The organism is Melioribacteraceae bacterium (genome assembly GCA_035362835.1).
Taxonomy (GTDB): Bacteria; Bacteroidota; Ignavibacteria; order Ignavibacteriales; family Melioribacteraceae; genus DSXH01.
Map to the genome: position 1 here is coordinate 752,453 of DAOSDY010000002.1, position 25,450 is coordinate 777,902.

Annotated in this window: 19 protein-coding genes and 1 tRNA gene; 6 read left to right on the forward strand and 14 right to left on the reverse strand. The window is 38.9% G+C overall.

From position 1 onward, the window contains the following. The first annotated feature begins 54 nt into the window (after window positions 1-54). The 4 genes from PLZ15_10550 to PLZ15_10565 all read left to right on the forward strand — a co-directional run bounded on the left by PLZ15_10550 (window position 55) and on the right by PLZ15_10565 (window position 6,772). Complete coding sequence (locus tag PLZ15_10550; GenBank protein HOI30184.1) at window positions 55-2,211, forward strand: S9 family peptidase; 2,157 nt, start codon at window positions 55-57, stop codon at window positions 2,209-2,211. Between the two features lie 127 nt (window positions 2,212-2,338). Continuing rightward, on the forward strand, window positions 2,339-4,687 hold the full coding sequence (locus PLZ15_10555) for a response regulator (protein HOI30185.1): 2,349 nt from the start codon (window positions 2,339-2,341) through the stop codon (window positions 4,685-4,687). 112 nt (window positions 4,688-4,799) lie between these two features. Continuing rightward, entirely contained in the window at window positions 4,800-6,254 is a 1,455-nt protein-coding gene (gltX, locus tag PLZ15_10560) for a glutamate--tRNA ligase (protein ID HOI30186.1), read from the forward strand. Window positions 6,255-6,307: 53 nt separating this feature from the next. Next, window positions 6,308-6,772 carry an SRPBCC family protein gene (locus PLZ15_10565; GenBank protein ID HOI30187.1) on the forward strand — a complete coding sequence of 155 codons (465 nt, stop codon included), beginning with the start codon at window positions 6,308-6,310 and terminating at the stop codon, window positions 6,770-6,772. A 22-nt stretch (window positions 6,773-6,794) separates the two neighbouring features. Here PLZ15_10565 and PLZ15_10570 read toward each other — a convergent pair whose 3' ends face one another. Continuing rightward, a complete protein-coding gene (locus PLZ15_10570) occupies window positions 6,795-8,480 on the reverse strand; it encodes a glutamine--tRNA ligase/YqeY domain fusion protein (GenBank protein HOI30188.1) in 1,686 nt (561 codons plus the stop codon). A gap of 169 nt (window positions 8,481-8,649) precedes the next feature. Between PLZ15_10570 and PLZ15_10575 the strand changes: the two genes are divergently transcribed. Together PLZ15_10575 and PLZ15_10580 are read left to right on the forward strand one after the other, a co-directional pair. Continuing rightward, window positions 8,650-10,035 carry an MFS transporter gene (locus tag PLZ15_10575; GenBank protein ID HOI30189.1) on the forward strand — a complete coding sequence of 462 codons (1,386 nt, stop codon included), beginning with the start codon at window positions 8,650-8,652 and terminating at the stop codon, window positions 10,033-10,035. 113 nt (window positions 10,036-10,148) lie between these two features. After that, window positions 10,149-10,811, forward strand: coding sequence for a hypothetical protein (locus tag PLZ15_10580; GenBank protein HOI30190.1), 663 nt, complete (start codon window positions 10,149-10,151; stop codon window positions 10,809-10,811). A gap of 29 nt (window positions 10,812-10,840) precedes the next feature. Here the strand turns inward: PLZ15_10580 and PLZ15_10585 are convergent. From PLZ15_10585 to PLZ15_10645, 13 genes are all read right to left on the reverse strand, one after another. Then, window positions 10,841-10,926, reverse strand: a tRNA-Leu gene (locus PLZ15_10585). Between the two features lies 1 nt (window position 10,927). After that, complete coding sequence (locus PLZ15_10590) at window positions 10,928-11,161, reverse strand: GIY-YIG nuclease family protein (protein HOI30191.1); 234 nt, start codon at window positions 11,159-11,161, stop codon at window positions 10,928-10,930. 116 nt (window positions 11,162-11,277) lie between these two features. Continuing rightward, window positions 11,278-11,919, reverse strand: a complete 642-nt coding sequence (locus PLZ15_10595) for an NAD(P)-binding domain-containing protein (GenBank protein HOI30192.1) — start codon at window positions 11,917-11,919, stop codon at window positions 11,278-11,280. Between the two features lie 73 nt (window positions 11,920-11,992). Then, entirely contained in the window at window positions 11,993-13,168 is a 1,176-nt protein-coding gene (locus PLZ15_10600) for a hypothetical protein (protein ID HOI30193.1), read from the reverse strand. Beyond that, window positions 13,168-14,277 carry a carboxylate-amine ligase gene (locus PLZ15_10605; protein HOI30194.1) on the reverse strand — a complete coding sequence of 370 codons (1,110 nt, stop codon included), beginning with the start codon at window positions 14,275-14,277 and terminating at the stop codon, window positions 13,168-13,170. The genes PLZ15_10600 and PLZ15_10605 overlap by 1 nt, the downstream gene beginning before the upstream one ends. A 27-nt stretch (window positions 14,278-14,304) precedes the next feature. Beyond that, entirely contained in the window at window positions 14,305-15,264 is a 960-nt protein-coding gene (locus PLZ15_10610; protein ID HOI30195.1) for a hypothetical protein, read from the reverse strand. A gap of 94 nt (window positions 15,265-15,358) precedes the next feature. Continuing rightward, window positions 15,359-16,075 (reverse strand): alpha/beta fold hydrolase, encoded by a 717-nt coding sequence (locus PLZ15_10615; GenBank protein ID HOI30196.1) that lies wholly within the window; start codon window positions 16,073-16,075, stop codon window positions 15,359-15,361. A 151-nt stretch (window positions 16,076-16,226) separates the two neighbouring features. Continuing rightward, entirely contained in the window at window positions 16,227-17,225 is a 999-nt protein-coding gene (locus PLZ15_10620) for a dihydroorotate dehydrogenase-like protein (GenBank protein ID HOI30197.1), read from the reverse strand. A gap of 84 nt (window positions 17,226-17,309) precedes the next feature. Beyond that, entirely contained in the window at window positions 17,310-20,900 is a 3,591-nt protein-coding gene (nifJ, locus tag PLZ15_10625) for a pyruvate:ferredoxin (flavodoxin) oxidoreductase (protein ID HOI30198.1), read from the reverse strand. Window positions 20,901-21,395: 495 nt separating this feature from the next. After that, window positions 21,396-22,205 carry a phytanoyl-CoA dioxygenase family protein gene (locus tag PLZ15_10630; GenBank protein ID HOI30199.1) on the reverse strand — a complete coding sequence of 270 codons (810 nt, stop codon included), beginning with the start codon at window positions 22,203-22,205 and terminating at the stop codon, window positions 21,396-21,398. Window positions 22,206-22,258: 53 nt separating this feature from the next. Then, window positions 22,259-22,786, reverse strand: a complete 528-nt coding sequence (locus PLZ15_10635; protein ID HOI30200.1) for a hypothetical protein — start codon at window positions 22,784-22,786, stop codon at window positions 22,259-22,261. A 42-nt stretch (window positions 22,787-22,828) separates the two neighbouring features. After that, window positions 22,829-24,055 carry a hypothetical protein gene (locus PLZ15_10640; GenBank protein ID HOI30201.1) on the reverse strand — a complete coding sequence of 409 codons (1,227 nt, stop codon included), beginning with the start codon at window positions 24,053-24,055 and terminating at the stop codon, window positions 22,829-22,831. 462 nt (window positions 24,056-24,517) lie between these two features. Further along, window positions 24,518-25,228: a YebC/PmpR family DNA-binding transcriptional regulator gene (locus PLZ15_10645; GenBank protein HOI30202.1), complete on the reverse strand. Its 711-nt coding sequence runs from the start codon at window positions 25,226-25,228 to the stop codon at window positions 24,518-24,520. Window positions 25,229-25,450: the final 222 nt, after the last annotated feature.

The following is a 25,450-nucleotide window of genomic DNA, read 5'->3' on the forward strand; positions in this document are numbered from 1 at the left end:
AATTAAGGGCACATAAGTGCCCTTTTTTTTGTCATCCAATTCCGAGGGGGTAACATGAAAACTCTCAAACGCCTCTTTCTCCTAACACTCATTGCAACATCCGGTTTATTTGCTCAGGAAAAACTGTTAACTGTTGAAGATGTTATACTTAATTCGTTTACTAAGTATTCTCCGGCTAATATCCGACAGCTTGGATGGATACCCGATTCTGATTTTTATGTTTTTCCCGAAGGGACCGGAGAATCTTCGGTACTGATGAAATCCACTCCACTCTCAGTGAAAAAAGATACTTTGATTACACTAAAAGAGATCAATTCAAAATTAGAATCTTTTGGTCAGAGGAAACTGAATAATATCCCTGCGATACGATGGACCGATTCCAATACACTTCAATTCTGGTCTGGAGGTACCTGGTTTTCTTACAACATCAAATTCAAAAATATTTCCAAATTAAACGCCCTCCCATCAGGTGCAGAAAATCAAACTCCTGCACCAAATAATAAGTTTGTCGCTTATACCATTGCAAATAATCTATTTGTGAATCTTGATGAGTCGAAAAAAATTCAGATTTCAAATGATACAGACACCAATATAGTTAACGGTCAGGCTGTTCACAGAAATGAATTCGGCATCAACGGCGGAATTTTCTGGTCCCCTAATTCAAATTATATTGCTTACTACCGTATGGACCAGACGATGGTTTCTGACTACCCTCTCGTTGAAATCGACAAGACACCAGCACAACTTAAAAATATCAAATACCCCATGGCCGGTCAAAAGAGTCATCACGTTACAGTTGGGCTTTACAACATAGAAAGCGGAAAGACCACGTGGATTAAAACCGGAGAACCTCTTGAACAATACTTAACTAATCTGGAATGGTCACCAGACGAAAAATATTTTTATATAGCTCATTTGAACCGTGATCAGAACCACATGGAATTCAAAAAGTATGATGTAGCCACCGGCGATTTAATCAATACATTATTCGAAGAAAAGGATACGGAATTTGTTGAGCCCTTGAATCCTATGATCTTTCTCCCGAAATCGAACAATCAGTTTTTATGGTTTTCTGAAAGAGATGGATTCAATCATCTCTATCTCTACGATACGGACGGTAAAATGATTCGGCAAGTTACTCAGGGTAAATGGGTAATAACCTCCTTCCATGGATTCGACAATACCGGAAAATTTATTTACATCACTTCCACAAAAGAATCCCCCATCGAACGCCATTTTTATAAAGTGAATCTTGAAAACGGGAAAATGGATCGGGTTACAAGCGAACCGGGCGTTCATAATGTTCAGGCAAGTTCCAACGGACAGTTTTTTATCGACTCTTACAGCAGTCTTGAAGTCCCCCGCGTTATTAATATTCTAAACAAGAAATATTCTGTTGTTAAAAATCTTTTGAATTCTGATAATCCGTTAAAAGAAATTAAACTTGGCGAAGTAAAAATCTTTACTATCAAGAATGAGGAAGGGACAGACTTATATTGCAGAATGATCTATCCGCCGGATTTTGATAATTCAAAGAAATACCCTGTAATATTTTACGTCTACGGAGGTCCTCACTCCCAGGGAGTTCTTAATTCCTTCGGTGCAGGAAGTTATCAGTTATGGTTCAGAATGATGGCCCAGAAGGGATATATTGTTTTCGAACTTGATAACAGAGGTACATCCAACAGAGGATCTGATTTTGCTCAAGCTACATTCAGGAAATTAGGTACGGTTGAAGTTATGGACCAGATGGCAGGAGTTAATTATCTGAAGTCACTTCCTTATGTAGATCCTGAACGTTTCGGAGTTTACGGCTGGAGTTACGGAGGATTTATGACAACTTCATTAATGCTCAGGACGAACGGCGCATTCAAAGTTGGCGCCTGCGGCGGTGCTGTAATCGACTGGAAATATTATGAAATAATGTACACAGAACGATATATGGATACACCTCAAACTAATCCTGATGGGTACAAGGAATCGGGTCTATTGAATTATATCGATAACCTCTCTGGTAAACTATTACTCGTACATGGCACTTCGGATCCAACAGTAGTATGGCAGAATACATTAGCATTTGCCAAACTTGCCGCAGAAAAGAATAAACCTCTTGAGTACTATCCATATGTAGGGCACGGGCATGGAGTTCGGGGACGGGAGGCTCTCCATCTTTACAATAAGATCACCAATTTCTTTATTGAAAATCTCTGATAGTTTCTTAACAGTCCCGCTTTAGGCGGGACTGTCTTAATCACAGGTTCAGGTTTATCATTTTCAACTCTTTCGTAAATTGTTTATTTTCACAATCAAATTTTGAATACTTCATAGCACGAGCTCTATGCCAACTAATGATAAGTATGATTTCCTAAAAAAGATATCAGAGCTTTCCGAATTTGCAAAACGCGGGGATGATTTTTTTGCTGACGAGGTCTGTAATTTCATTGTTGATGAATTTAACCTGGAAGCTGCAGTTCTTTTTTCAATTGGAACCGACCATAAATTTACAGTATTAAGCAGATCAAGATCCGCACGTAAGAGTTATTCCAAAGGTTCCGCTCACAATTGCCAATCCTGTAAAAATCTTGTTTCCGAACTGACCAATACACTCTACAATGATTCCTCCTGTCAAATACAGATTTCCGACTTTCTTGTTTACGAGGCATGCGCACTTGTTAAAGTAAGTGACGAGCTGAAGATATTGATAAAAGTTGCGAGGAAAACCGCTTTTTCTGCTGAAGAAAAGGCTGACCTTGAAAATGCAATTAAACTGATCGGATTGATTTTTTTCAACTGGTTTTCTACAAAAGGCAATTTAGTTGTTACGGATATTTCATTTACCGGTCTATTCAACAATACTTCGGTTGAATTGAAGAACAGTGTAAATTCTATTATCGGATTCACTTCAATTATTTCCGAGGAGAACCTTTCTGCATCTAATTCAGAGTATCTTGCTTCCATAAAAAAGTATTCTCAGGGCATGCTTCTTATAATCAACGATCTGAATGAAATTGCCAAAGCAGATAGTGGTAAACTTGTTCTCGTTCGGAAAAATATTTCAGTCAGTGCTCTGGTTAATGATATTTCCGCGCTCTTCAAGAGCAAATTATCCAACAAAGAAATTTCATTCAAAATAAACACAGCCGAAGAATTCTCACGTTCAATCGATCTGGACGATCAGAAATTACGCTACATTTTAAGCAATATATTATTTTTCATAACCTCTTCAACTGCCGGTGCCAAAATAACAATTAATGTGACTGGCCATCGAGGTAATAAAATAAGATTCGAAATAATCGAGTCCACAAAAAGTCTTCCGGCCGAACTTATAGAACGGTTTTTTGAACCATTTGCACTCTCAAAGAATAACGAATATAAAAGTACAAGTCTTACAGGACTAAGCTTAACCTTAGTAAAAAAATATGTAAATTTCCTGGGAGGGGATATTACTGTTACCGGAAGCGATAACAGTACAATATTTAATTTCACTATCAATGGAGAAGTGATGACAGAAATTGAATCCACTCTATCGCAGCTGCCAAAACCCTCGACAAAGAACAAGGTTCTTGTAGTTGAGGATGATTACGCTACTTCCAAACTCCTCAGTAATTACCTCAACAAATGGGGCTACGATCCTACTATTGTCAGTTCCGAAAGTCAGGCTTTTTCTGTAATAAACAGTGAACCGCTTCTGGCTATAATTCTCGATATTGAAATTCCCAACATAAACGGTCTGGAGCTGTTAAAAAAGATTCATGATAATCCGAATACGAAAAATGTTCCTGTTATCGCATGTTCAATTGAACCCGAACAGCAAAAAGCTTTTATGATGGGAGCGGTTGAGTATTTTGTAAAACCGATTAATTACAACTACCTTGTTGAAGTCCTTACTCATTACAAACTCCGTAAAGATTCAAACGTATTATGTGTTGATGACGACGTGCCTACACTCAATCTAGTTAAACAGGCTATCCAGAGTGTAGGATTTAACGCTATAGCAGAAAATGTGTCTGCCAATGTAATGAACCTGATACGGGATAAAGAAATAGATCTTGCAATTGTTGATCTTGATATGCCTGCCCCTAACGGATTCGAATTAATAAAACTAATTAAGTCAGAGAAAAAATTCGCAAACCTCCCTATTATCATTTATACAGGAAAAGAAAATTATAAAGAAGATCTCTCCAAAATAGAAGGATTATTCGAAGAACTTCTCGAAAAGAGATCTACTAACATAGAAGATCTTGCCGATACTATTAACGCAATGATAAACCGTTATGAAGTACCGCCTCCTGTTGATTCTGTAATTCAGAAGAAAGGCGGAACCAAAATACTGCTTGCAGAGGATTATAAGCATTCTCAGATAATTGTAACCCGACTACTTAAAAAGAATAACTACGAGGATATAGTAGTTGTTGAAAACGGTGAAGATGCCGTTAAAATGGCTACAGGAGATAAGTTCGATCTGATTCTCATGGATATGCAAATGCCAATTATGAATGGTTTCGAAGCGACCGAAAAGATACGCCAGATGCCCGAATACAAGAATATTCCTATTATCGCGCTTACCGCCTTCGCAATGAAAGGCGACCGTGAGAAATGCCTTGAATCGGGCGCTACCGATTATATTCCAAAGCCGATCGATTCTAAAGAATTTATTGAAAAGGTTAAATACTACACTAACGCTTAAGAACTGTACTTCCCTGCATGTTAAGGGAAGTACGTCCGCTCTTCTTGACCTGCCGGATATTTCAGTCAACTTTTTTATATTTAAGCCGCTTTTTTTATAAATAAGGATTATTGTGGAAAATATTAGAGTCCGTTTTGCCCCCTCTCCAACCGGATACCTTCACGTTGGCGGTCTAAGAACCGCACTTTATAATTATCTATTTGCAAAAAGAAATAAAGGTAAATTTATTTTACGGATCGAGGATACAGACCGCAACCGGTATGTTGAGGGTGCAGTCGAAAATCTAATTTCAGCAATGAAATGGGCGGGTCTCGATTATGATGAGGGGCCGGATAAAGCCGGCAATTACGGCCCTTACATGCAGTCGCAACGACTCGAAATTTATAAGAAGCATGCCGATCAGTTGGTTGAGAATGGCAATGCATACTATTGTTTTTGCACCCCTGAACGTCTTCAGGAATTAAGAGCCGAACAGGAGAAACAAAAACTTCCTCAGGCAAAATATGATAAACACTGCCTGAATCTTTCTAAGGATGAAATTCAGAAAAACCTTTCGATAGGGATCCCTTACGTAATTCGCTTGAATGTAAAACCAAACCAGAAAATTGCGTTTAACGATTTAATCAGGGAGCGCGTTGAATTCGACAGCAGCAATGTTGATGACCAGGTTCTTATTAAAAGCGACGGCTATCCGACTTATCACCTGGCTAACGTTGTGGATGATCATTTAATGGAGATCAGCCATGTAATACGCGGAGAGGAATGGCTCTCCTCAACACCAAAGCATGTATTATTGTATGATGCATTCGGCTGGGAACGCCCTTCTTTCGCGCACCTTCCATTACTTTTGAATCCAGATAAATCCAAATTGAGTAAACGTCAGGGTGATGTTGCTGTTGAAGACTACAGGGACAAAGGATTTTTAAAGGATGCTCTAATAAACTTTGTTGCTCTTCTGGGATGGAATGCCGGTGACGATAAGGAATTTTACTTAATAGATGAGTTGATTGAAAAATTCTCACTTGATAGGGTGAATAAATCGGGAGCTGTGTTCGATCTTCAGAAGCTCAACTGGCTTAATTCTGAACATTTAAGAAAAATGAACGACCATCAGATACTACCCCTTCTTAAAATGGAAATTCAGAATTCAGATTATTCTGGTCTGAAACTAACCGATGAATATCTGCTGAAAGTGATTGCCGCTATGAAAGAGCGGGTCTCTTTTGTAAAGGAGTTTATAACAACCTGCCAATACTTCTATACTTCACCTGTAGAGTATGAACAAAAGTCATTCGAAAAGAACTGGAAACCTGAGACTGCCGGACAAATGGAGAAACTGATAGCTCGTTTTTCAGTATTAGAGAATCCATCAAAGGAAGAATTTGAGAATTCACTGGCTCTGACAGCCGAGGAATTGAATTCAAGCAAAGGTAAGCTGATACATCCTTTGCGGCTGGCGGTATCCGGACAGAGCACAGGGCCCGGAATGTTCGAACTTCTTGCAATATTAGGCAAGGATGAGGTAATAAGAAGAATTCAAAAAGCTATATCCGTCCTCGTGAATTAGATTTCATTAAGGGAACTTAGAGAGATTTTTTCCAGTTTAGCTTCTAAAAACATATGAAGCTATATACACTATACCGCGAGCAGACACTCAATATTTCACTCGAGAAGGCATGGAATTTCTTTTCATCCCCCGAAAACCTTAAAATGATTACGCCTGGTTATATGGGTTTTGAGATAATCTCAGATTACAAAAATGAAAAAATGTATCCAGGAATGATAATCGAATATATAGTGAAACCTGTCCTTAATTTCCCCATGCGCTGGGTAACGGAGATTACTCATGTGCAAGAGCATGAATATTTTATCGATGAGCAGAGGTTCGGACCGTACAAATTCTGGCATCATCTTCATCAATTCAAATTAGAAGCAGGGAAATTGATAATGATAGATAGAGTCAATTATGCACTGCCTCTAGGTTTGATTGGAAGAATTGCACATTCCTTATTCGTCAGGAATAGGATTGAAGCGATTTTCAATTTCAGATCGAAGATACTAAAGGAAATTTTCAGTAGTCATTAATAAAAATTTCGCGGCTAATTGTCTATCTCTGTTTTGCCCAGCTGTCCTTTAATGTTACTGTTCTGTTAAACACAAGTTTTTCCGCTGTAGTATATTTTGTATCGACACAAAAGTATCCGTTTCGTTCGAACTGGAATTTCTCTAGAGGCTTAGCGTTTTTAAGAGACATTTCCAGTTTAGCATTTTCAATTATTTCGAGCGAGGCAGGATTTATCCTGGAAAGCCAGTCCTCCTCATTACCCGGATTTTCAACAGTAAATAGCCTGTCATACAATCTTACTTCTGCATTAATCGAATGTCTTGCAGAAACCCAGTGAATTACACCTTTAACTTTTTTAGTACTTGTACCGGTTCCGCTTTTAGTCTCGTGGTCAATAGTACATCTTAGTTCGGTAACCTCTCCTTTTTCATTCTTAATAATTTCCTCACACTTAATTATATAAGCATAGCGTAATCTTACTTCCCCGCCCGGTATAAGCCTGTGAAAACCCTTAGGAGGATTTTCCATGAAATCGCTCTGTTCGATATAGAGCTCATTGCTGAAGACTACTTTACGCGTTCCTGCTCCGGGATCTTCAGGATTGTTTACAGCATCAAGTTCTTCTTCACCATTATAATTTGTAATAGTAATTTTAAGAGGATTAAGAACCGCCATAGCCCTGTTTGCTTTCTTGTTCAGATCATCACGGATTGCGTATTCAAGCAGCGCGATATCTGTAGTTGCATCTCTTTTAGCAACACCAATTATCTCTGCAAAATTTCTGATCGACTCAGGAGTATACCCTCGCCTCCGGTATCCTGAAATTGTTGGCATACGGGGATCGTCCCATCCATCAACATATCCTTCTTTAACCAATTGAAGTAGCCTTCTTTTGCTCATTACTGTATAACTTAAATTCAGTCGGGCGAACTCGATCTGCTGCGAATGATGCACTTCAAGCTGATCCAGAAACCAGTCGTACAGAGGTCTGTGATTTTCAAATTCTAAAGTGCAGATTGAGTGGGTTATTCCTTCGATAGAATCTTCATTGCCGTGAGCCCAATCGTAGGTCGGGTAAATGCACCAGTTATTTCCCTGCCTGTGGTGTTCCTCGTGCACAATACGGTACATGATCGGATCACGCAAATTGATGTTGGGCGAGGACATATCAATTTTTGCGCGCAGGGTTTTCGAGCCGTTCGGGAATTCTCCTTTCCGCATTCTTTCAAACAGATCAAGATTCTCTTCAATTGTTCTATTTCTGTACGGAGATTCTTTACCTGGTTCAGTTAGTGTTCCCCTAGTAGAACGGATTTCATCAGCATTAAGGTCGCAGACATATGCCATTCCTTTTTTTACGAGAACAACTGCCCATTCATACATCTGTTCAAAATAATCCGAACCATAGAGAATCCGGTCTTCAAAATCGGCCCCGAGCCATTTTACATCCTCAATTATTGAGTCAACATATTCCTGTTCCTCTTTTTCCGGATTAGTATCATCGAAACGGAGATTGAACTTACCATTGTAATCTCTTGCAATACCGTAATTAAGGCAGATCGATTTGGCATGACCGATATGGAGATAACCGTTCGGCTCCGGAGGGAATCGGGTTATAACTTTTCCGTTCCACTTCCCTGTTTTCATATCCTGATCGATAATTTCATAAATAAAATTCTTCGACTTAAGTTCACCAGAATTTCTGTCTTTGTTATTGTTATCTTCCATTTGAGTTAATTACCATTTCGATTGTTGAATAAAATTATTTCGGGTGCAAAGTTAATTAAATAATCAGCTTTGCTCAAATTGAATATCCGCATAGATTACAAATAATAAGTTTAACACTATAATTTCTTTTATTAATGAACTAGTTTTGAGTAACTAATTCTTTCTTTTAATGAATCAGAGCAAGTCATACCAGAGACCGGGATTAATTCTATTAGTCACTACTGTTACTTCCTTCATGACGGCTTTTATGGGCTCTTCACTGAATATTGCCCTGCCGGTAATCGGTTCAGAATTTAGTTCCTCAGCAAAGATACTTAGTTGGATTTCGACAGTTTATTTTCTAATAACAGCAGTTCTATTAATCCCTGTCGGAAAGTTATCCGATACCAAAGGTCGAATGAATTTTTTCAGTTACGGATTAATAGTCTTTACCGGTTCTACCTTTTTATGCGGCATATCCGGAAGCACGGCAATTATTATTTTGTTTAGAGCATTACAGGGAGTCGGGTCCTCTTTCATTTTTGCAACTGGAACCGCTCTGATAGTTACTGCTTATCCGGCTAATCAGAGAGGAAGAGTACTTGGAATAAACACAGCATCGGTTTATACAGGTTTATCTTCCGGGCCATTTCTAGGCGGATTCATAACACAATATCTCGGCTGGAGAGGAATATTTTTCACTAGTGCAATTATCGGACTTGTAATAATTCTGATTGTCTCTTTCATGTTAAAGGGTATTGAAGAACAATCCACTTCCGAAAAATATGATATTATGGGGAGTATTGTTTATTCCTTATCAATTGTCTCAGCAATGATCGGGATTTCAATGCTTCCCGGAATAACGGGAATTATTCTAACAATTACCGGTACAATTTTATTAATTGTTTTTTTCAACATTGAAAAGAAAATTATCAATCCCCTCTTCGACGTACGAATATTCAAGTCGAACAGGACCTTTACATACTCAAACCTTTCAGCTTTAATAAATTACTGCGCCACATTCGCAATAAGTTTTCTGATCAGTTTTTACCTTCAGATTGTGAAGGGTTTAAAACCAAGAGAAGCAGGAATTATATTGATTACACAACCAGTGCTTCAGGCGGTTTTCTCGCCTTACGCGGGGAAATTATCAGACCGGTTCGAACCGCAGTTAGTATCTTCAACCGGAATGGCATTCTTAACTATCGGCCTGGTGATTTTCTGCTTTCTGACTCCCGGTACCGGCTACGGACTTATTATCGGTAATCTCGCTTTTCTCGGTTTGGGATTTGCACTTTTCTCTTCACCAAATGTAAATGCAATTATGAGTTCGGTAGACCGTCATTATTATGGTGTAGCATCTTCAACACTCGCATCGATGAGAGTAATAGGTCAGACATTAAGCATGGGGATAGTAATAATGATTTTTACATTTTATTTGGGTGAAAGAGAATTATCTCCGTTAAACAGTGCAGAATTTATGGAAAGCGCAAGGACATTATTCATATTATTCAGCATCTTATCTGTCGCTGGAATCTTTGCTTCTCTGGCAAGAGGAAATATCCACAGCAAATAATTACCACGTTATCTATTCCTTAAAGGTACTTGGAGATATATTTTAAGAATTGTTTATCATAAAATAAATCAATACCTTTTCATCAACTTCATCATCTAACTCTCGGAGTGAACATGAAAAGGTATAGTCCCCATTCTTTTACTTTATTAATTTGTGCTTCCCTTTTTATTTCATGTCAGGATATTCTCGAAAGTAGTTTCATTTCATTTGACATAAATGAGGATTTTGATAAATATAAAATAAGTACAGCTGCACTTCTGCCGATGAGGAATGACGATACGACCAGCACAGGAACGTTTTACTCGACAAATTATTTTTACAACCGGCTTTTAAAGAATGAAAAATTTATGATGATTGATATTGATAAGTTTATTGCATCGGATTCAGTTTCTATTACACAACAGGTAAAATCATTAAAAAGGAATGGTGTCCTGAACCTTAAAATCTTATTCGGAACAAATCTAGGTTCATTTTTATTAACGGAAAGTGTAGACGCAATAATTGTCGGGGATATTAAGAAAAACGAACACTACTATTACACCTGGTACGGATACTCTAACCACCTTATGATAACAGTTGTAACAAAATGCGATTTCATTTATTATATGGCTTCTTTACAGGATGGAAAGATATTGTGGAAAGCAGATTTATGCGGATATGATAGTTATGCTGATATATTATTCAAAGGGCCTTATCACTACCCGCCGGTAGATCAGGCAATCTCGAACGGAATAGATGTACTCCTGGAGGAATTGAACAAATTATTCCTCAAATAAAAAACCCGATCATAAAGATCGGGTTTTTGTACCGAAGGCCGGACTCGAACCGGCACGAGGTTTGAGCCCCACTGGATTTTGAGTCCAGCGCGTCTACCAATTCCGCCACTTCGGCATTACAATTTTTTCAAGAATTCTTTTCCAACTCCGGATTTTAAGTACTTTTCTCTTACCCTAGCAGTATTTCTCGAATCATGTTTTTCAGAATAGATTAATTCAAAAGGCGCATATGGTTTTGTTGTTTTTTCTCGACCTCTATTATGCCTTAGAAATCTCTCATCTAAATTAGCGGTAATACCGACATAAATATAATTTCGATGAACACTTCTTATTGCATAAACATAATACATCTTTTAGTCCAGCGCGCCTGCCTGCCGGCAGGTCTACCAATTCCGCCACTTCGGCTTAAAAGGCGGTGCAAAGTTAGATTTTATTAAAGAGATATTCAAGAAATGGACACAAATAATTACTTATAAAGTAGTTTAAAAGCGTGTGTCCAGTGATTATACTTAAAGCCGAATTCAATCCAGAGCATTGCGAACGCTTCCAGCCAGAATGAGTGCTTTATATCACCGATATCAATTATATTCTGCCATCCGAATTCACCTGCTAAACCTATTACTTTTTTCTTCGCATCGATGTCGTCCCCGGCTATTAACAGATCCGGATTACCTTCCTGAAGTTTAGGATTAACCATAATTGAGGCGCTGACCGAATTGAAGGCTTTAACAACCTTTGATTCAGGGAGCCATGCCTGAATCTGTTCACCGGCAGAGTTGCCTGGCGCAGCAGTAAACTTAGGCGGGACTCCGCTGCTGAAGTCGAGCGGATTTGTTGTATCGACAACAACCTTATTAGAAAAATTCTCGAGTCCTGAAATTTTAATTGCGTTTTCTGTACCGCTAAAGAGAGTCGCGAGAACAACTATTTCACCAAAGGATGCAGCTTCAGAAAAACTACCGGCAGAAGCATTTGAACCGGCTTCATTTAACCATTCCTTAAGTTTATTAATATCTCTTGTTCCAAGCTTTACATGATGCCCAGATCTTATAAAACCGAGTCCCAGAGTTTTTGCAACCGGGCCAGAACCAAGAATTCCAATTTTCATTTAAGTCCTTTCATATACTTTATTTACAATAACAGGCGGATCGTTACAGAAGTTCTATTAGAATGAATAAAAATCAGGTGTGATAAGCGATATTGGAACCGACCCATGTCTTGCCTTTATTAAAATCGACTCCCATCATTCTGCCCTTACTTGTGCGAAGCAGATTATTTACTAGGACCGGTTCGTCTATCCAGATATACATCATGCGGATCTCAGCTCTTGAAAATTGATCGGGTGTTTCGATCAGCGGAGCGTATTCAACTTTCTTTTGAAGTATATAATTCTCTCTATTATCTATTTTCTCCAGCAGATCTTTAGAAAGATCTACAACAACCCCAGACCCGGCGAACGAATAGAGGGGTTTTAAGACATAGTTCTGCAGGTTCTCCGGGTATTCATTTATAGAAGAGAGGTAAAAAGTCTCCGGTGCATAACCACCTTTTATTAGGGGAAGAGAGTGTTTACTGATTTTGAAGAACCAGTTTGGATGACCGGCCCATTCTACATCATATTGGTCTCTGAAATCAAAATTATATTTTATATTTCTCCTCAACAATTCATCAAATATCACACGATTATAAATCCGTTCGATCTTTACTTTCTTTCCTCTATCTGTATAGTATAGATTTTTACCATCTTTTACGATATCCGAAATGCAAACCGGCTTAATACCGATTTTTTTTCCTGTGATATAAAAATCGATCCTGGTTTTCTGTTTATCGGGTTCAATTTCAAGCAGGATAACATTTTCAGGATTATGAAGTCCGAGAATTGCACTTTTTAGGATCTTAAAATAGGATTCTTCATTCAGCCCGTTGAAATAAGAATTAAAGCCTTCAGGAATTTTGTAATATTTTCTGTTGAGTCGGTCCACTTCTGTCTGAAAAGAATAGAGCGATGGGAAACCCTGAAGTTCTATCAGTTTCGGTTCAAGATTGCCATTGGGATCTTTTGTAATTGCAAAATCAATCTGAAGAAAAAGTGGATGTTCATCTTCGTTGGGAACATAAAGTTCTTCAGGAACAGCGTTAAATGAATTTCTTTTAAAGTTTTCAGTCTGTAAAATTTTTAAAATGGAATCAGCCGCCTCAGTCAATCGGTCCGTCAGATTATTATCGAGGAATAAAGGAGTTTCAGAGATCCGGAAATCAATTTCACCATTAGTCCATTGCCAGATTTCATTCAGGTAATTATTATAAACTTCGTCTGAGTATCTTGAATTGAATTCCTTTCTTATCTCCGGAATCATCAGATCTCCAGGCCGAAATTCGTCTGTTCAATAATAAAATCGACAACTTTCCTTAGATCGTTAGTTTTTTCGAATACCTGGAGTTGACGGTACGCGCCGGTTTTCATTTTAAGAATTTCTTTCACATAATTAATTTCATCGCGGCTGTCGAGTTCGTCGACGACTTCATCTACAAAATCGAGAAGCTCATGAATCAGATAAACCGTATCCACCTCCTCCTGTTTCCCGAAGTCAATCATTTTACCTTCCAAACCGTATCGTGCGGCGCGCCATTTATTTTCATTTATCAACAGCCGTCTGTACAATCTGAATCCAAGATTTTTCTTAAGCAGTTTATGAAGTTTTGCAACAACCGCCTGAATCAATGCTGAGATTGCAATTGTTTCATCAACCAGCATGGGAATGTCGCATATCCGGACCTCTAAAGTGTTAAAAAACGGATGAGGCCGAACATCCCACCAGATTCGTTTGGCATTATCGATGCATCCAGTTTTTATAAGGAGATTTACATACGATTCAAATTCACCATAACTATTGAAATGATCGGGAATTCCAGTACGAGGAAAGCGGTCGAATATTTTTGTACGGTAGGATTTAAAACCTGTTTTCCTCCCTTCCCAGAATGGTGATGATGTAGAGAGTGCAAAAATATGAGGTAGAAAATATCTCAGAGCATTCATTATATGGATCGTATCTTCCTTATTTTCCAGACCGATATGAACATGCAATCCGAAGATTAAATTTGCCCGGGCAACATCCTGCATATCCTCTACTACATCATGATAGCGCGGATGATCTGTAATTTTTTGTTCCGCCCACTTTGAAAATGGATGTGTTCCGGCAGCTGCGATTTCAAGTCCGTGCTGTTTTGCGATTCGTGCAAGGCTGGATCTCAGTCGTACAACCTCTTTACGGGCATCTTTAATATTGTAGCAGACATTCGAGCCGACCTCTACAACGGATTGGTGCATTTCTGCTTTCACCTGTTCTTTGAGAATGACTTTTCCGTCACCTAGAATCAGTTCGATGTGGGATTTGAGTTCACGTGTAACAGGGTCAACAATCTGGAATTCCTCTTCTATGCCGATCGTGAATAGTTTGTCACTCATAAAAAAAAATCTGCCTCCTTCAGTCACTTATTTTGATTTGGGAGCATCATTTACATAGGATTTAATAAACTCGCCCCAGGTAAGGTTGTTCCTTCCGGCTTTGTGCTTTTTCGCTCTATCGATTGCCATATTAGCGGCAGCTTCTACAACCCATTCAAAGTTTTCCTCGCCAACTGAATGCAGGTCGGCATCGGGAGCCGGGTTGCAGAAATCGATGGCCAGAGGGATTCCATCCCTCACAGCAAACTCGACTGTATTAAAATCATAGCCCAATCCTTTGTTCAAAGTAAGAACGTATTTCTCTATATTTTTTAATAACTTAGCTTCGACCGGCAAAGGATTTTTTACATATCTTTCATGGTGAGGAACTTTAGGATCGTATCTCATAATCCGAACGTCTTTACTGCCGATACAATAACACCTGAAATAATCTTCGAACTCAATCGCTTCCTGGAGCATCATAACAAGCTGGCCGGTTTCATTATATGCATTAAAAAATTCCTCTTTATTGTTCAGTTTATAGACATTTTTCCACCCACCTCCCGCAAAAGGTTTAAAAAATGCCGGGAATCCAACGTAGTTAAAAATACCTTCCCAATCGAGGGGGTATTCAAGGTTACGAAACGATTTCTCATTTGTATCAGGGGGATGCTGATTTGAGGGGAGCAGGACAGTCTTAGGCACCGGAACATTTAGTTTGGTAGCAAGCGCATTATTAAAAAACTTTTCGTCTGCGCTCCACCAGAAAGGATTATTTATTACGGCTGTACCGGATAATGCGGCGTTCTTGAGCATCCCTCTATAAAACGGTACGTCCTGCGAGATTCGGTCGATTATTACTGCGTATTCGGAAGCATCGCCCTGGATCACTTTATTTACTTTTACAAATTCAGCAGAGATTCCCTTTTCATTTTTCGAATTAACTCTATCGACAAATGCCTGAGGGAATGTATTCTCCTGACCGAATAGTATTCCTATTTTCTTCATTGCTGTTTCTCCAAAGACTTTTCTTAAATTTATTTTTCTTATTCAACCGCCGATCCTCATGAATTATAAACTAAGGGCTACTGGGGGTCGAATATTAAATTCTTGAAAGGTAATACGGAAACATCTCTTTCCACCAGGGCCAGTCATGTCCGGTTGATGACCTTACATCGAGCCAGTGGGGGATTTCTTTTGAATGAAGTATTCCGCTCATCCTTTTATTCTCTTCCAGACAAATATCCCATTCACCTGTTCCCAAAATAATTCCCATTTTTTTTATTCGATCGAGGAACCAGGGGTCGTTAAGATTATTCATATAATCGGGAGGGTTATTGAAATAACAATTATCGTCGTAATAGCCCATAATAAACTGTTTAATATCATAAGCACCGCCCAATGTAAACAGATGACTGACTTTATCCGGATGACGGAAAGCCAGATTCAAAGCATGATATCCTCCGAAACTGCATCCGGCAACGCCAACAGTTTTAGAACCGGTTTCATACTTAGCAAATTCAATAACATCGTTCAGAATAACTCTTTCGTAGGCCAGATGGGTTTTGACACGATCGGCCGGATGGATTCCATAGTTATACCAGCTTTCAGAATCGATGCCATCCGGGCAATAAATTTTCACCTTACCGGATTCAATAAGATGGGCTGCAGAACCGATAAGTCCGAAATCCTTGTTCTCAAAATATTTTCCCTTTGAAGTTGGGAACAGAATTACAGGGAAACCTGAATGACCGAAAACAAGCATTTCGAAATCCCTGCTCAGATATTGCGTATACCACTTATGATAAAATTCCTGCATAGAGTCAAAATTTTTTATGATGTGAATAAATTTGAGATAGAATATACTTAGCCGGAAATTATAATTCCATTGATGGTGAGTTAAAGGAATGAAATAAAAAACCCGCTTAGGTAAAGCGGGTTCACACAAATAGTATTTTAAGATACTTTAATCAGGCAAGTGTCTTCCAGCTTTGGAGTAATTTCATATAATTAGCCCTTTCAAATGCAGCCGGCTGCGCGATTTTTTTCTGACTCATACTTCCCTTCATCATATCGATCGAGCTATACTCATTCTTTTCCATCCATTCTTTAAGTCCATCAATAATTTCTGTAATCCGTCCTATTCCCTTAACAAGCAGTTCGGAAGCCATCATAGCAACATCGCCGCCTGCCATCATAACTTTTATAACATCCTCATGAGAATGAATTCCGCTGGTTGCACCTAATGAAGCTTTAATATTTCCATAGAGAATGGCAATCCACCTTAATGGAAGTCTCATTTCCCAGTTAGTACTCAGAACAAGATTTGGCACTACTTCAAGTTTTTCAAGATCGAAATCGGGCTGATAGAAACGGTTGAAAAGGACAAGCGCATCTGCCCCCGCATTATCCAATCTTCTTGCCACATTCGACATTGAAGTGAAGAACGGACTTAGCTTCATAGCGACAGGGATTTTAACGTTCTTTTTAATTTCAGTAAGAACATCCACATACATCGTTTCGATTTCCGAGCCGGTGAGATTCGGATTTGTTGCTATATAATAGATATTAAGTTCGAGTGCATCAGCTCCGGCCTGTTCAATATTCTTCGCATATTTAACCCAGCCGCCGGTACTTACACCGTTAAGACTTCCGATAACCGGAATACTAACAGATTTTTTAAGTGCTGCTATATGATCGAGATATTGATAAGGTGTTAAGTGAAACTGCTGAGGTTCCGGGAAATAGCTTAATGCCTCGGCATAGCTTTCGGTTCCGTAAGAGAGATAATGATCGAGTTCACCGGATTCATGTGTAATCTGTTCTTCGAAAAGTGAATAAACAACTACAGCTGCTGCGCCTGCATCCTCCATCTTCTTAACGTTATCAACACTCTGTGAAAGCGGAGAAGAAGAAGGAACGATAGGATTCTTAAGTTTCAATCCCATATATGTTGTTGATAGATCCATATTTTAACTCCTTATTTAAAATTTTCAATTCCTTTATTCATACCGGGAATAACATATTATTCCCGGCAATCATAATGGAGTTTATTAGTTCTCTTTTTTCTCACCGCTTCCGTCGTTTGAATAATCGAATGAAGCCATCTGTTCATATAATTTCCAGCGTTTAAGTACATCCTCCTGAGCAGCGCTCAAGAGTTCCTTTGCTTCTTTCGGGTGCGATTTTGTAAGCATCTTATAGCGTGTCTCTTTATAGATATAATCCTCAAGTTTAATCTTCGGAGCTTTGGAATCTAGTTTAAGTGGATTCTTTCCTTCTTTCAAATTATCCGGATGGTAACGGAACATCGTCCAGTAACCGCTTTCAACGGCAAGTTTCTGGCTTTCCATTCCCTTAGCCATATTGATACCGTGAGCAATACAATGGCTGTAGGCGATAATGATAGACGGACCGTCGTATGCTTCTGCTTCTAAGAATGCTCTTATTGTCTGGGCATCGTTAGCGCCCATTGCTACTCTTGCTACATATACATTTCCATAGTTCATAGCCATCATAGCAAGATCTTTCTTAGCAGTTGGTTTACCTGCTGCAGCAAATTTAGCAACAGCGCCCATTCCGGTAGCTTTGGACATTTGCCCTCCGGTATTGGAGTATACTTCAGTATCAAGAACCAGAATATTAACATTTTTGCCGGAAGCCATTACATGATCCAAACCGCCGTAACCGATATCATAAGCCCAGCCGTCACCGCCCATTATCCAGACCGATTTCTTAACGAGGAAATCTGCAACTTCAAGGAGTTTACCGGCATCGGATGATTTGATCGATTCGAGCTTCTTTTTCAATTCTTCTACCCGTTCTCTCTGTTCATAGATTCCGGTTTCATCTTTCTGATCGGCATTGATTAAAGAATCAACAAATTCCTTTCCGAGTTGATCAGAAAGTCGGGACAATAATTCTTTTGCAAACTGATTCTGTTTATCAACCGCAAGGCGCATACCCATACCGAATTCAGCATTATCCTCGAATAACGAGTTAGCCCATGCCGGGCCGCGTCCCTCTTTGTTCATTGCCCAAGGTGTTGTTGGCAAATTTCCGCCGTAGATCGACGAACAACCGGTAGCATTAGCAACCATCATTCTATCGCCGAACAACTGGGAGGCAAGTTTTACATAAGGAGTTTCACCGCATCCTGAACATGCGCCTGAGAACTCAAACAACGGTTCGAGTAACTGATTGCTCTTAATCAGTGAAGTATTAACGAGTCTTCTGTCGATTTCAGGAATGTTCAGGAAGTAATCGAAATTAACTCTCTCCTGTTCACGGATCGGGATTTGAGGAACCATATTGAGAGCTTTAAGGCGTGTCTCTCTCTTGTTCTTGGCCGGACAGACTTCATAACAGAGTTCGCAGCCGGTACAATCCTCAGCGGCAACCTGTATTGTATAAGCGTATCCTTCCGGAAACTCTTTACCTTTTGCATCCATTGTTTTGAACGCAGCAGGTTTATTTTCGAGATGTTTCTTGTCATAAACTTTAATTCTGATTGCGGCATGCGGGCATACAAGGGCACACTTTCCGCATTGAATACACCATTCAGGATCCCATTCAGGTATTTCGAGAGCGATATTTCTCTTCTCCCATTTTGTAGTAGCCGAAGGGAAAGTTCCGTCGATCGGCATTTCGCTAACCTTAACATCATCGCCTTTTCCTGCCATCATCTTAGCCAGAACATTTTTCACATAGTCAGGCGCCTGATCGGAAACAATCGGAGGCAATTCAATTACGCTGGTTGGTTTAGCCGGTATATCAATCTGGTATAAGTGAGCCAGAGTCTGATCTACCGCTTCATAATTCTTTTTAACAATATCTTCACCTTTAGCGCCGTAAGTCTTCTTGATCGATTTTTTGATCTGTTCAATAGCTTCATCTTTTGGAAGGACACCTGAGATTGCGAAGAAGCAGGTCTGCATAATTGTATTTACTCTTCCGCCCATTCCAGTTGCGTTGGCAACTGCATATCCATCGATTGCATATACTTTTAGTTTCTTATCAATTATCTGCTGCTGAACTTTTTTCGGAAGTTTATCCCATGTTTCTTCTTTACTGAAAGGAGAATTGAGCAGGAACGTTCCGCCGTCAACAATTTTTTCGAGTACATCGAATTTTTCCATGAGTCCGAATGAGTGGCATCCGACAAATTTTGCAGTTTGAATAAGATAAGTAGAATGGATCGGTTTCGGACCGAATCTTAAGTGTGAAATAGTTGTTGAACCTGATTTCTTAGAATCGTAGACAAAATAACCCTGGGCAAAATTTTCAGTTTCTTCACCGATTATTTTAATTGAGTTTTTATTTGCACCGACAGTTCCATCAGCGCCGAGTCCGTAGAATAAGCATCGGACTACGCTATCCGGATCGGTCATAAATGCCGGATCGAAATCAAGGCTGGTAAACGTAACGTCGTCGTTTATTCCTACTGTAAAATGGTTCTTCGGTTTAGCTGATTTCAGGTTATCGAAAACGGCTTTAACCATAGCAGGAGTAAATTCTTTGGAAGAAAGGCCGTAACGGCCGCCAACGATTTCAGGCATTTTTGAGAAAGGAGGATTATCAGATGCCATAGCTTCAGAAATCGCATTTACAACATCGAGGTGAAGCGGTTCGCTAAGCGCGCCCGGTTCTTTTGTTCTATCGAGTACAGCAATTTTTTCGACTGTTTTTGGTAATGCTTCCAGAAAATGTTTTGCAGAGAATGGTCTGTAGAGTCTTACTTTAATAATTCCGACTTTCTCTTCCATTTTTTCAGTCATATAATCAACTGTTTCCTGAGCGGTTTCAGCGCCGGAGCCCATAATAATAATTACACGTTTAGCATCCGGAGCCCCGAAATAATCGAATAACCTGTATTGTCTTCCAGTCAGTTTTGCAAACTGATTCATCGCATTTTCAACAATCTCCGGACAGGCATTATAAAATTTATTAACTGTTTCCCTACCCTGGAAGTAAACATCTGGATTCTGGGCAGTTCCGCGGATGAAAGGATTCTCCGGCGAAAGAGCGCGTTTCTTAAATTCACTTACCGCTTTCGGATCCATCATTGAATGAAGGTCTTCGTCGGATAACTCTTCTATCTTCATAACTTCCGAGGATGTTCTAAATCCGTCGAAGAAGTGGACGAACGGGATTCTCGATTCTATTGAAGCTTTATGTGCTATAAGCGCGGTATCCATAACTTCCTGAACCGAGTTTGAACAGAGAAGTCCGAATCCGGTCTGACGTGTTGCCATAACGTCGCTATGGTCACCGAAAATCGAAAGAGCCGCAGCGGCTATCGAACGGGCACTAACATGAAAAACTGTTGGTGTAAGTTCGCCTGCAATCTTATACATATTCGGGATCATTAAAAGCAAGCCCTGAGAAGCGGTAAAAGTTGTTGTAAGGGCACCGCTCTGAAGAGCTCCGTGAACAGCACCAGCTGCACCGCCTTCGCTCTGCATCTCGGTTACAGAAGGAACAGTCCCCCAGATATTTTTATCCTGACGTGCAGCCCATGCATCGGATAACTCACCCATAGTAGACGATGGAGTTATCGGATAGATAGCTATCACCTCGCTTAACCTGAATGCAACGGACGCAGCCGCTTCATTGCCGTCAATAGTTATTTTTTTTCTTTCCATTAAAACACCTGTTATTTTATAGTAATTTAGTTTTTGGTTCTTAGTTCTTTGTTACTTTTATAGAATTTACCGGTTTAATTACACAAGAATCCTGCCATTTATCAGTCAGCTTAATCGATTATTTCGGCAATTTTCACGGTTTTTGGACCTCGTTTATCCGTTAATTTTTAGAACAGATATACGAAATCTTATTTTTAAGAAAATCCGCAAATATCCGGCAACAATAATAGAGATTATGAGAATTAAAATAAAGACGAATAAGTCTATTTATAATTATTTGGTCAGCCAGGAGCTACATTGAAAAAGTAAAAATCCTTGAGGAAGAAAAATGAAGGAGTGTAGAATTAATATATTAATGGAAAGATTGAAAGATCAGGGTGATGAGAATTGGGAATTAACTAACTCAGGAATTAATATAAAAAATAAGAATCAAAAAACCTGTAAGTCAGTTATTAAATACTTAAGTCGATCTAAATTAAAAGATTAATTTGTAAGCTATTCGGAATAAAGAACAGAGTTCAGTGGAGTATCAATCACTTCACCTACTTTAGCACCCGGGCACCATGTTTCCCAATCGAGTTTCTGGTTATCATTTTCGGGCTTTTTCAGAATCATATCCTTATCCATATAAATGACTGTCATAACTTTTCTTATTTGCCCGGATGTATTAGCCCCTGCGCGGTGAAAGATCCAGCCGGAGTGGAAACTGACCTCACCGATATCGTAAGGTTCAATGACGTGCGGGAAATCATTTACCCTTAATTTGTCTTTAAGTTGTTTTTCACTTTCATCGCTTATTGCTAATTCCCTTCCGTATACAAGTTTATTACTTCCTGAGCTGAATTCGAGCGGACCCATATTTAAAGGAACAGCCTGCAGTGGTATCCATGCTGTAATAGTTTTATCGCTCGATAGAGGCCAGTAATACTGATCTGCATGCCACGGAGTAATTCCCCCGCCTGCTTCTTTAAAGAGGGCCTGATCGTGATAGAGGCGGACTCCGCTTACTTCCATTAACTCGGATGCAATCTTAGCAAGCCGCCTGCTGAAGACGAGTTCTTTAATCCGCTCATCCTCTTTCCAGAGATTGAAAAGCTGCAGAAACGCTTTACCGTATGTGTCTCTTTTATCTAAAGGAAGATCAACTTTATTAAGTTCATTCACCTTATCTGAAATAACCTGATTATAATACAGGATAACCTCAGCAGGAAGAACATTTTTCAACTTGATAAAAGAATTATTTTTATAATCAGCAATCTGATCTGAAGTCAGTTTATAATTATTATTCAGAAGATCCAAGTACATTTGAAATCCCTTTTAGCTAAAGTTAAACACTATTCATAATATCTAAAACTATTTTAGAACAGGAATGGCAGAATGGCTCCGACTAATAGACCAAGAATCATATACCATACTAAATCCTCATCATCATCGTAAGAATCATATGAATCATTTGAAGAGTAATAAGTAGAGTTTTGCTGTAAGGGTACAACCTGCAATGTTACCCAAGTATAAGTGCCATCACTGTGCAATGCCGGAATTAAATTGATAGTACCGGGTCCTTCGACATACGAAGAACCCATCTGATATTGTGTCCAATCATACTTCCAATTAATTCCCTGATAAGCAGCATTCTGAATGGCTTGAACAACTTCGGGATCAGTATCACTTAAAGAAAAATTAACTGTCGATTTATCATTAACGTAATAGCTTTTACTAGCACCCGGTTCAAGATTAGCCTGAAAAACTCCATTAATACGAACGGCAACAGTTCTGTTGCTCTTATTGTAGATATCAACATTATATTGTGCTAAAACCTGACTAACACCGGCAGAAAGAAGTAAAATCAAAACTATTTTATACAATATATTTTTTCGAGTAATCATTTTTATCTCCATATTAATTTTATTTAAGAGAAAATGTTTAAACTAAATAAAGTCGTATATCTCTAACATTGGCACCCAATAATCCTCGTATTTCGAAAAACCAAACAATGGGATATAAACGCGCAGCACTAATTCCTCCTGCCCGTCTTCTACAAAAATATTTTTTTCAGTCTCTAACTTAATAACCACTATTTCCGGATCGGCATTGAAATCCTGATTTACCGGAATAAACGAGACATCAGTCAATAAATTAAACTGGTCATATTTTTTTACCGCTGCATAATTTTTACCTAGAGCATAAGAAAGATAGTTGACCCAATTTTTTATGTCGGAAGAGATATTGTTTTTATCCCCTCGCCGGATTAACGCATAAAATGAATGATCGTTCCCGGCAATAAAACTTCCGCTTGTTCCAGCTAATTGGATTTTACTGATAAACCGTTGACCGGGGAAAGATCCCCAGTATGCATCACCAAGAACCGTTTTCGAATAGAATTTTTTAATTTCATCACCGGAAAATTCAGGGCCGGTTATTTTTCCAAACTTAACCGCTTGGACCAGTCTTCGCACATTTTGGTGAAAATCCTCACTAACCGGTTCCTTATTAACCTTTTCAATTTCTATGGAATTATTAATTTTAGAGACTGCAAATGTAACATTGTATCGATCGATACTATTCGGGTCCAATGTTATAATAACATTTATATACGGCGGGTAGAATATATAATTATCGGAACCTTGTACTTTACTTTTCACTGAACTATATCTAATCCTTCCGGAAAGATCCGACATACCAATTCCGCTTAATTCCCATGGTTCTATTGTAAGGTTACCGATACTAAAACTGTATTCATTCGGTTTCCAGTAATTATCAAATTCCTCAATTTCTTCAAATGTCATCGAAACTCTCAAATAATAACTTCGAATATCGTCCTTTACATATCCGGAAGTATTCAAATTTATTTGCATTTTTGCATCTCTTCCATTAGTGAGGAAAGGGACATCAGAAATTTTTATAATCAAATCACTTTCTTTTTTTACACCGCCGAAATTCTGATTAGCAAAAGATTTTAATTTATTAAAATTATTCCATGAGTCTTCAATCATCATTTCCATCATATCTTTTGCAGTGTTGAAAGATAAAACCGGCTTATTAGCCAATCCGGATTGGTAAATTTCATTTTCTTTATTTATTGAAAAAGATTCAGGATTCTTAGCGGATATAATAGAACTTATAACCAAAATGGTTATTAAATGCTTTATAAACATATGCCTCTACCTTTCACTATTGTTTGAGTATTATAATACCTGCAACAGCCGGTTTAATACATTGATCTGATGGATTCTCTTTATTACGATTGGAGTCTATAACGACCGGTCAAAGATAATTTGCGGTAGATATTTTTCCAAGTGAAATCGGAAAGAGTAAATTGGAAATTAGAATTCTATGGTCGGATTTATTTTAAAATAAAAGTGACAAGGTGACAAAGTAACAGAGTGACAACGAGATAAAGTGAAGCAGGCGGAGTTGGATTACTTGGATGCTTGGTTGGTGGGATGATGGGTGTTGAAGAATTGAATTGTGTAATTGATAAATTGTAGAAGCGTTGAATTGTTGAATTGAATAAATTATCGAACCGTTACTGATCATCCGTTGCTATTAACAGATTAAACGTAACCGATGGCTGTTATCTATTGCATATTTAGGAATTTTGAATAGACACAACAGAATCACTGCAAAGAGCTGTAGACCGATTGAACATCGTCGTCCTCTTCGAGGGCTTCGATGAGATCGTTCACTTCTTTCAACTGGTCCCCTTCGAGTTCTTTTGTGTTAGTAGGAATATAAGTCAGCTCTGTAGAGAGAATTTCAAGCTCGCGTTCTTCGAGGGCTTTCTGCATGCTGCCGTAATCCTGGAATGAAGAGTAGATATAGATGAACTGATCGTCATACGAGAAATCATCCAGGCCGGAATCGATCAGCTCGAGCTCGAAAGTTTCAAGATCGGCAATTTTCTCTTTACTGATCTTAAACAATCCTTTCCGTTCGAACATGAATGAGATAGATCCGGTACTCCCCATTGAACCCTCGTGCTTTCTGAAGTAGTGCCGGACGTTGGCAACAGTGCGTGTCGGATTGTCGGTCGCGCATTCAACCAGGATACCGATACCGTGGGGTCCGTAACCTTCGTAGGTAATTTCCTGGTAACCTGTTGTATCCTTTGAGGAGGCCCGTTTAATAGCTGCTTCTACCTTATCCTTCGGCATATTTACCGATTTCGCGTTCTGTACCGCAATACGAAGTTTGGAATTCGCTTTAGGATCCGGGCCGCCAGATTTAACGGCTATTTCAATATCTTTTCTTACGCGGTTGAATGCTTTTGACATCCGCGCAAAACGCGCGAACATTTTATGTTTTCTTGTCTCGAATATTCTGCCCATCTGAAGTTTCCGTTTTTATCAGGTGCAAAGTTAAGAAATGTTAACTGTATGAGAAAAGGAAATTTGAGAAATTGTAAGGAAAGGGAAATGTTCAGGTGTGGAAATGTTGAATTGGGGGATTCTTGAGTCCCGGGATTGAGGTTTGTTATGATGGTAGTATGGAAATATGGAAAGTTGGAATAATGGAAAACTGGAGTAATGGGAAGATGGAATGTTGGAAGT

What these genes read in the sequence shown, in the direction of transcription:
- PLZ15_10635 (HOI30200.1), bottom strand. Translation starts at nt 22,786, where the DNA reads ATGATTACTCGAAAAAATATATTGTATAAAATAGTTTTGATTTTACTT.
- PLZ15_10600 (HOI30193.1), bottom strand. Translation starts at nt 13,168, where the DNA reads ATGATTCCGGAGATAAGAAAGGAATTCAATTCAAGATACTCAGACGAA.
- PLZ15_10580 (HOI30190.1), top strand. Translation starts at nt 10,149, where the DNA reads ATGAAAAGGTATAGTCCCCATTCTTTTACTTTATTAATTTGTGCTTCC.
- PLZ15_10630 (HOI30199.1), bottom strand. Translation starts at nt 22,205, where the DNA reads ATGTACTTGGATCTTCTGAATAATAATTATAAACTGACTTCAGATCAG.
- PLZ15_10575 (HOI30189.1), top strand. Translation starts at nt 8,650, where the DNA reads ATGAATCAGAGCAAGTCATACCAGAGACCGGGATTAATTCTATTAGTC.
- PLZ15_10550 (HOI30184.1), top strand. Translation starts at nt 55, where the DNA reads ATGAAAACTCTCAAACGCCTCTTTCTCCTAACACTCATTGCAACATCC.
- nifJ (HOI30198.1), bottom strand. Translation starts at nt 20,900, where the DNA reads ATGGAAAGAAAAAAAATAACTATTGACGGCAATGAAGCGGCTGCGTCC.
- PLZ15_10615 (HOI30196.1), bottom strand. Translation starts at nt 16,075, where the DNA reads ATGCAGGAATTTTATCATAAGTGGTATACGCAATATCTGAGCAGGGAT.
- PLZ15_10565 (HOI30187.1), top strand. Translation starts at nt 6,308, where the DNA reads ATGAAGCTATATACACTATACCGCGAGCAGACACTCAATATTTCACTC.
- PLZ15_10640 (HOI30201.1), bottom strand. Translation starts at nt 24,055, where the DNA reads ATGTTTATAAAGCATTTAATAACCATTTTGGTTATAAGTTCTATTATA.
- PLZ15_10610 (HOI30195.1), bottom strand. Translation starts at nt 15,264, where the DNA reads ATGAAGAAAATAGGAATACTATTCGGTCAGGAGAATACATTCCCTCAG.
- PLZ15_10645 (HOI30202.1), bottom strand. Translation starts at nt 25,228, where the DNA reads ATGGGCAGAATATTCGAGACAAGAAAACATAAAATGTTCGCGCGTTTT.
- PLZ15_10570 (HOI30188.1), bottom strand. Translation starts at nt 8,480, where the DNA reads ATGGAAGATAACAATAACAAAGACAGAAATTCTGGTGAACTTAAGTCG.
- PLZ15_10605 (HOI30194.1), bottom strand. Translation starts at nt 14,277, where the DNA reads ATGAGTGACAAACTATTCACGATCGGCATAGAAGAGGAATTCCAGATT.
- PLZ15_10590 (HOI30191.1), bottom strand. Translation starts at nt 11,161, where the DNA reads ATGTATTATGTTTATGCAATAAGAAGTGTTCATCGAAATTATATTTAT.
- PLZ15_10595 (HOI30192.1), bottom strand. Translation starts at nt 11,919, where the DNA reads ATGAAAATTGGAATTCTTGGTTCTGGCCCGGTTGCAAAAACTCTGGGA.
- PLZ15_10555 (HOI30185.1), top strand. Translation starts at nt 2,339, where the DNA reads ATGCCAACTAATGATAAGTATGATTTCCTAAAAAAGATATCAGAGCTT.
- PLZ15_10620 (HOI30197.1), bottom strand. Translation starts at nt 17,225, where the DNA reads ATGGATCTATCAACAACATATATGGGATTGAAACTTAAGAATCCTATC.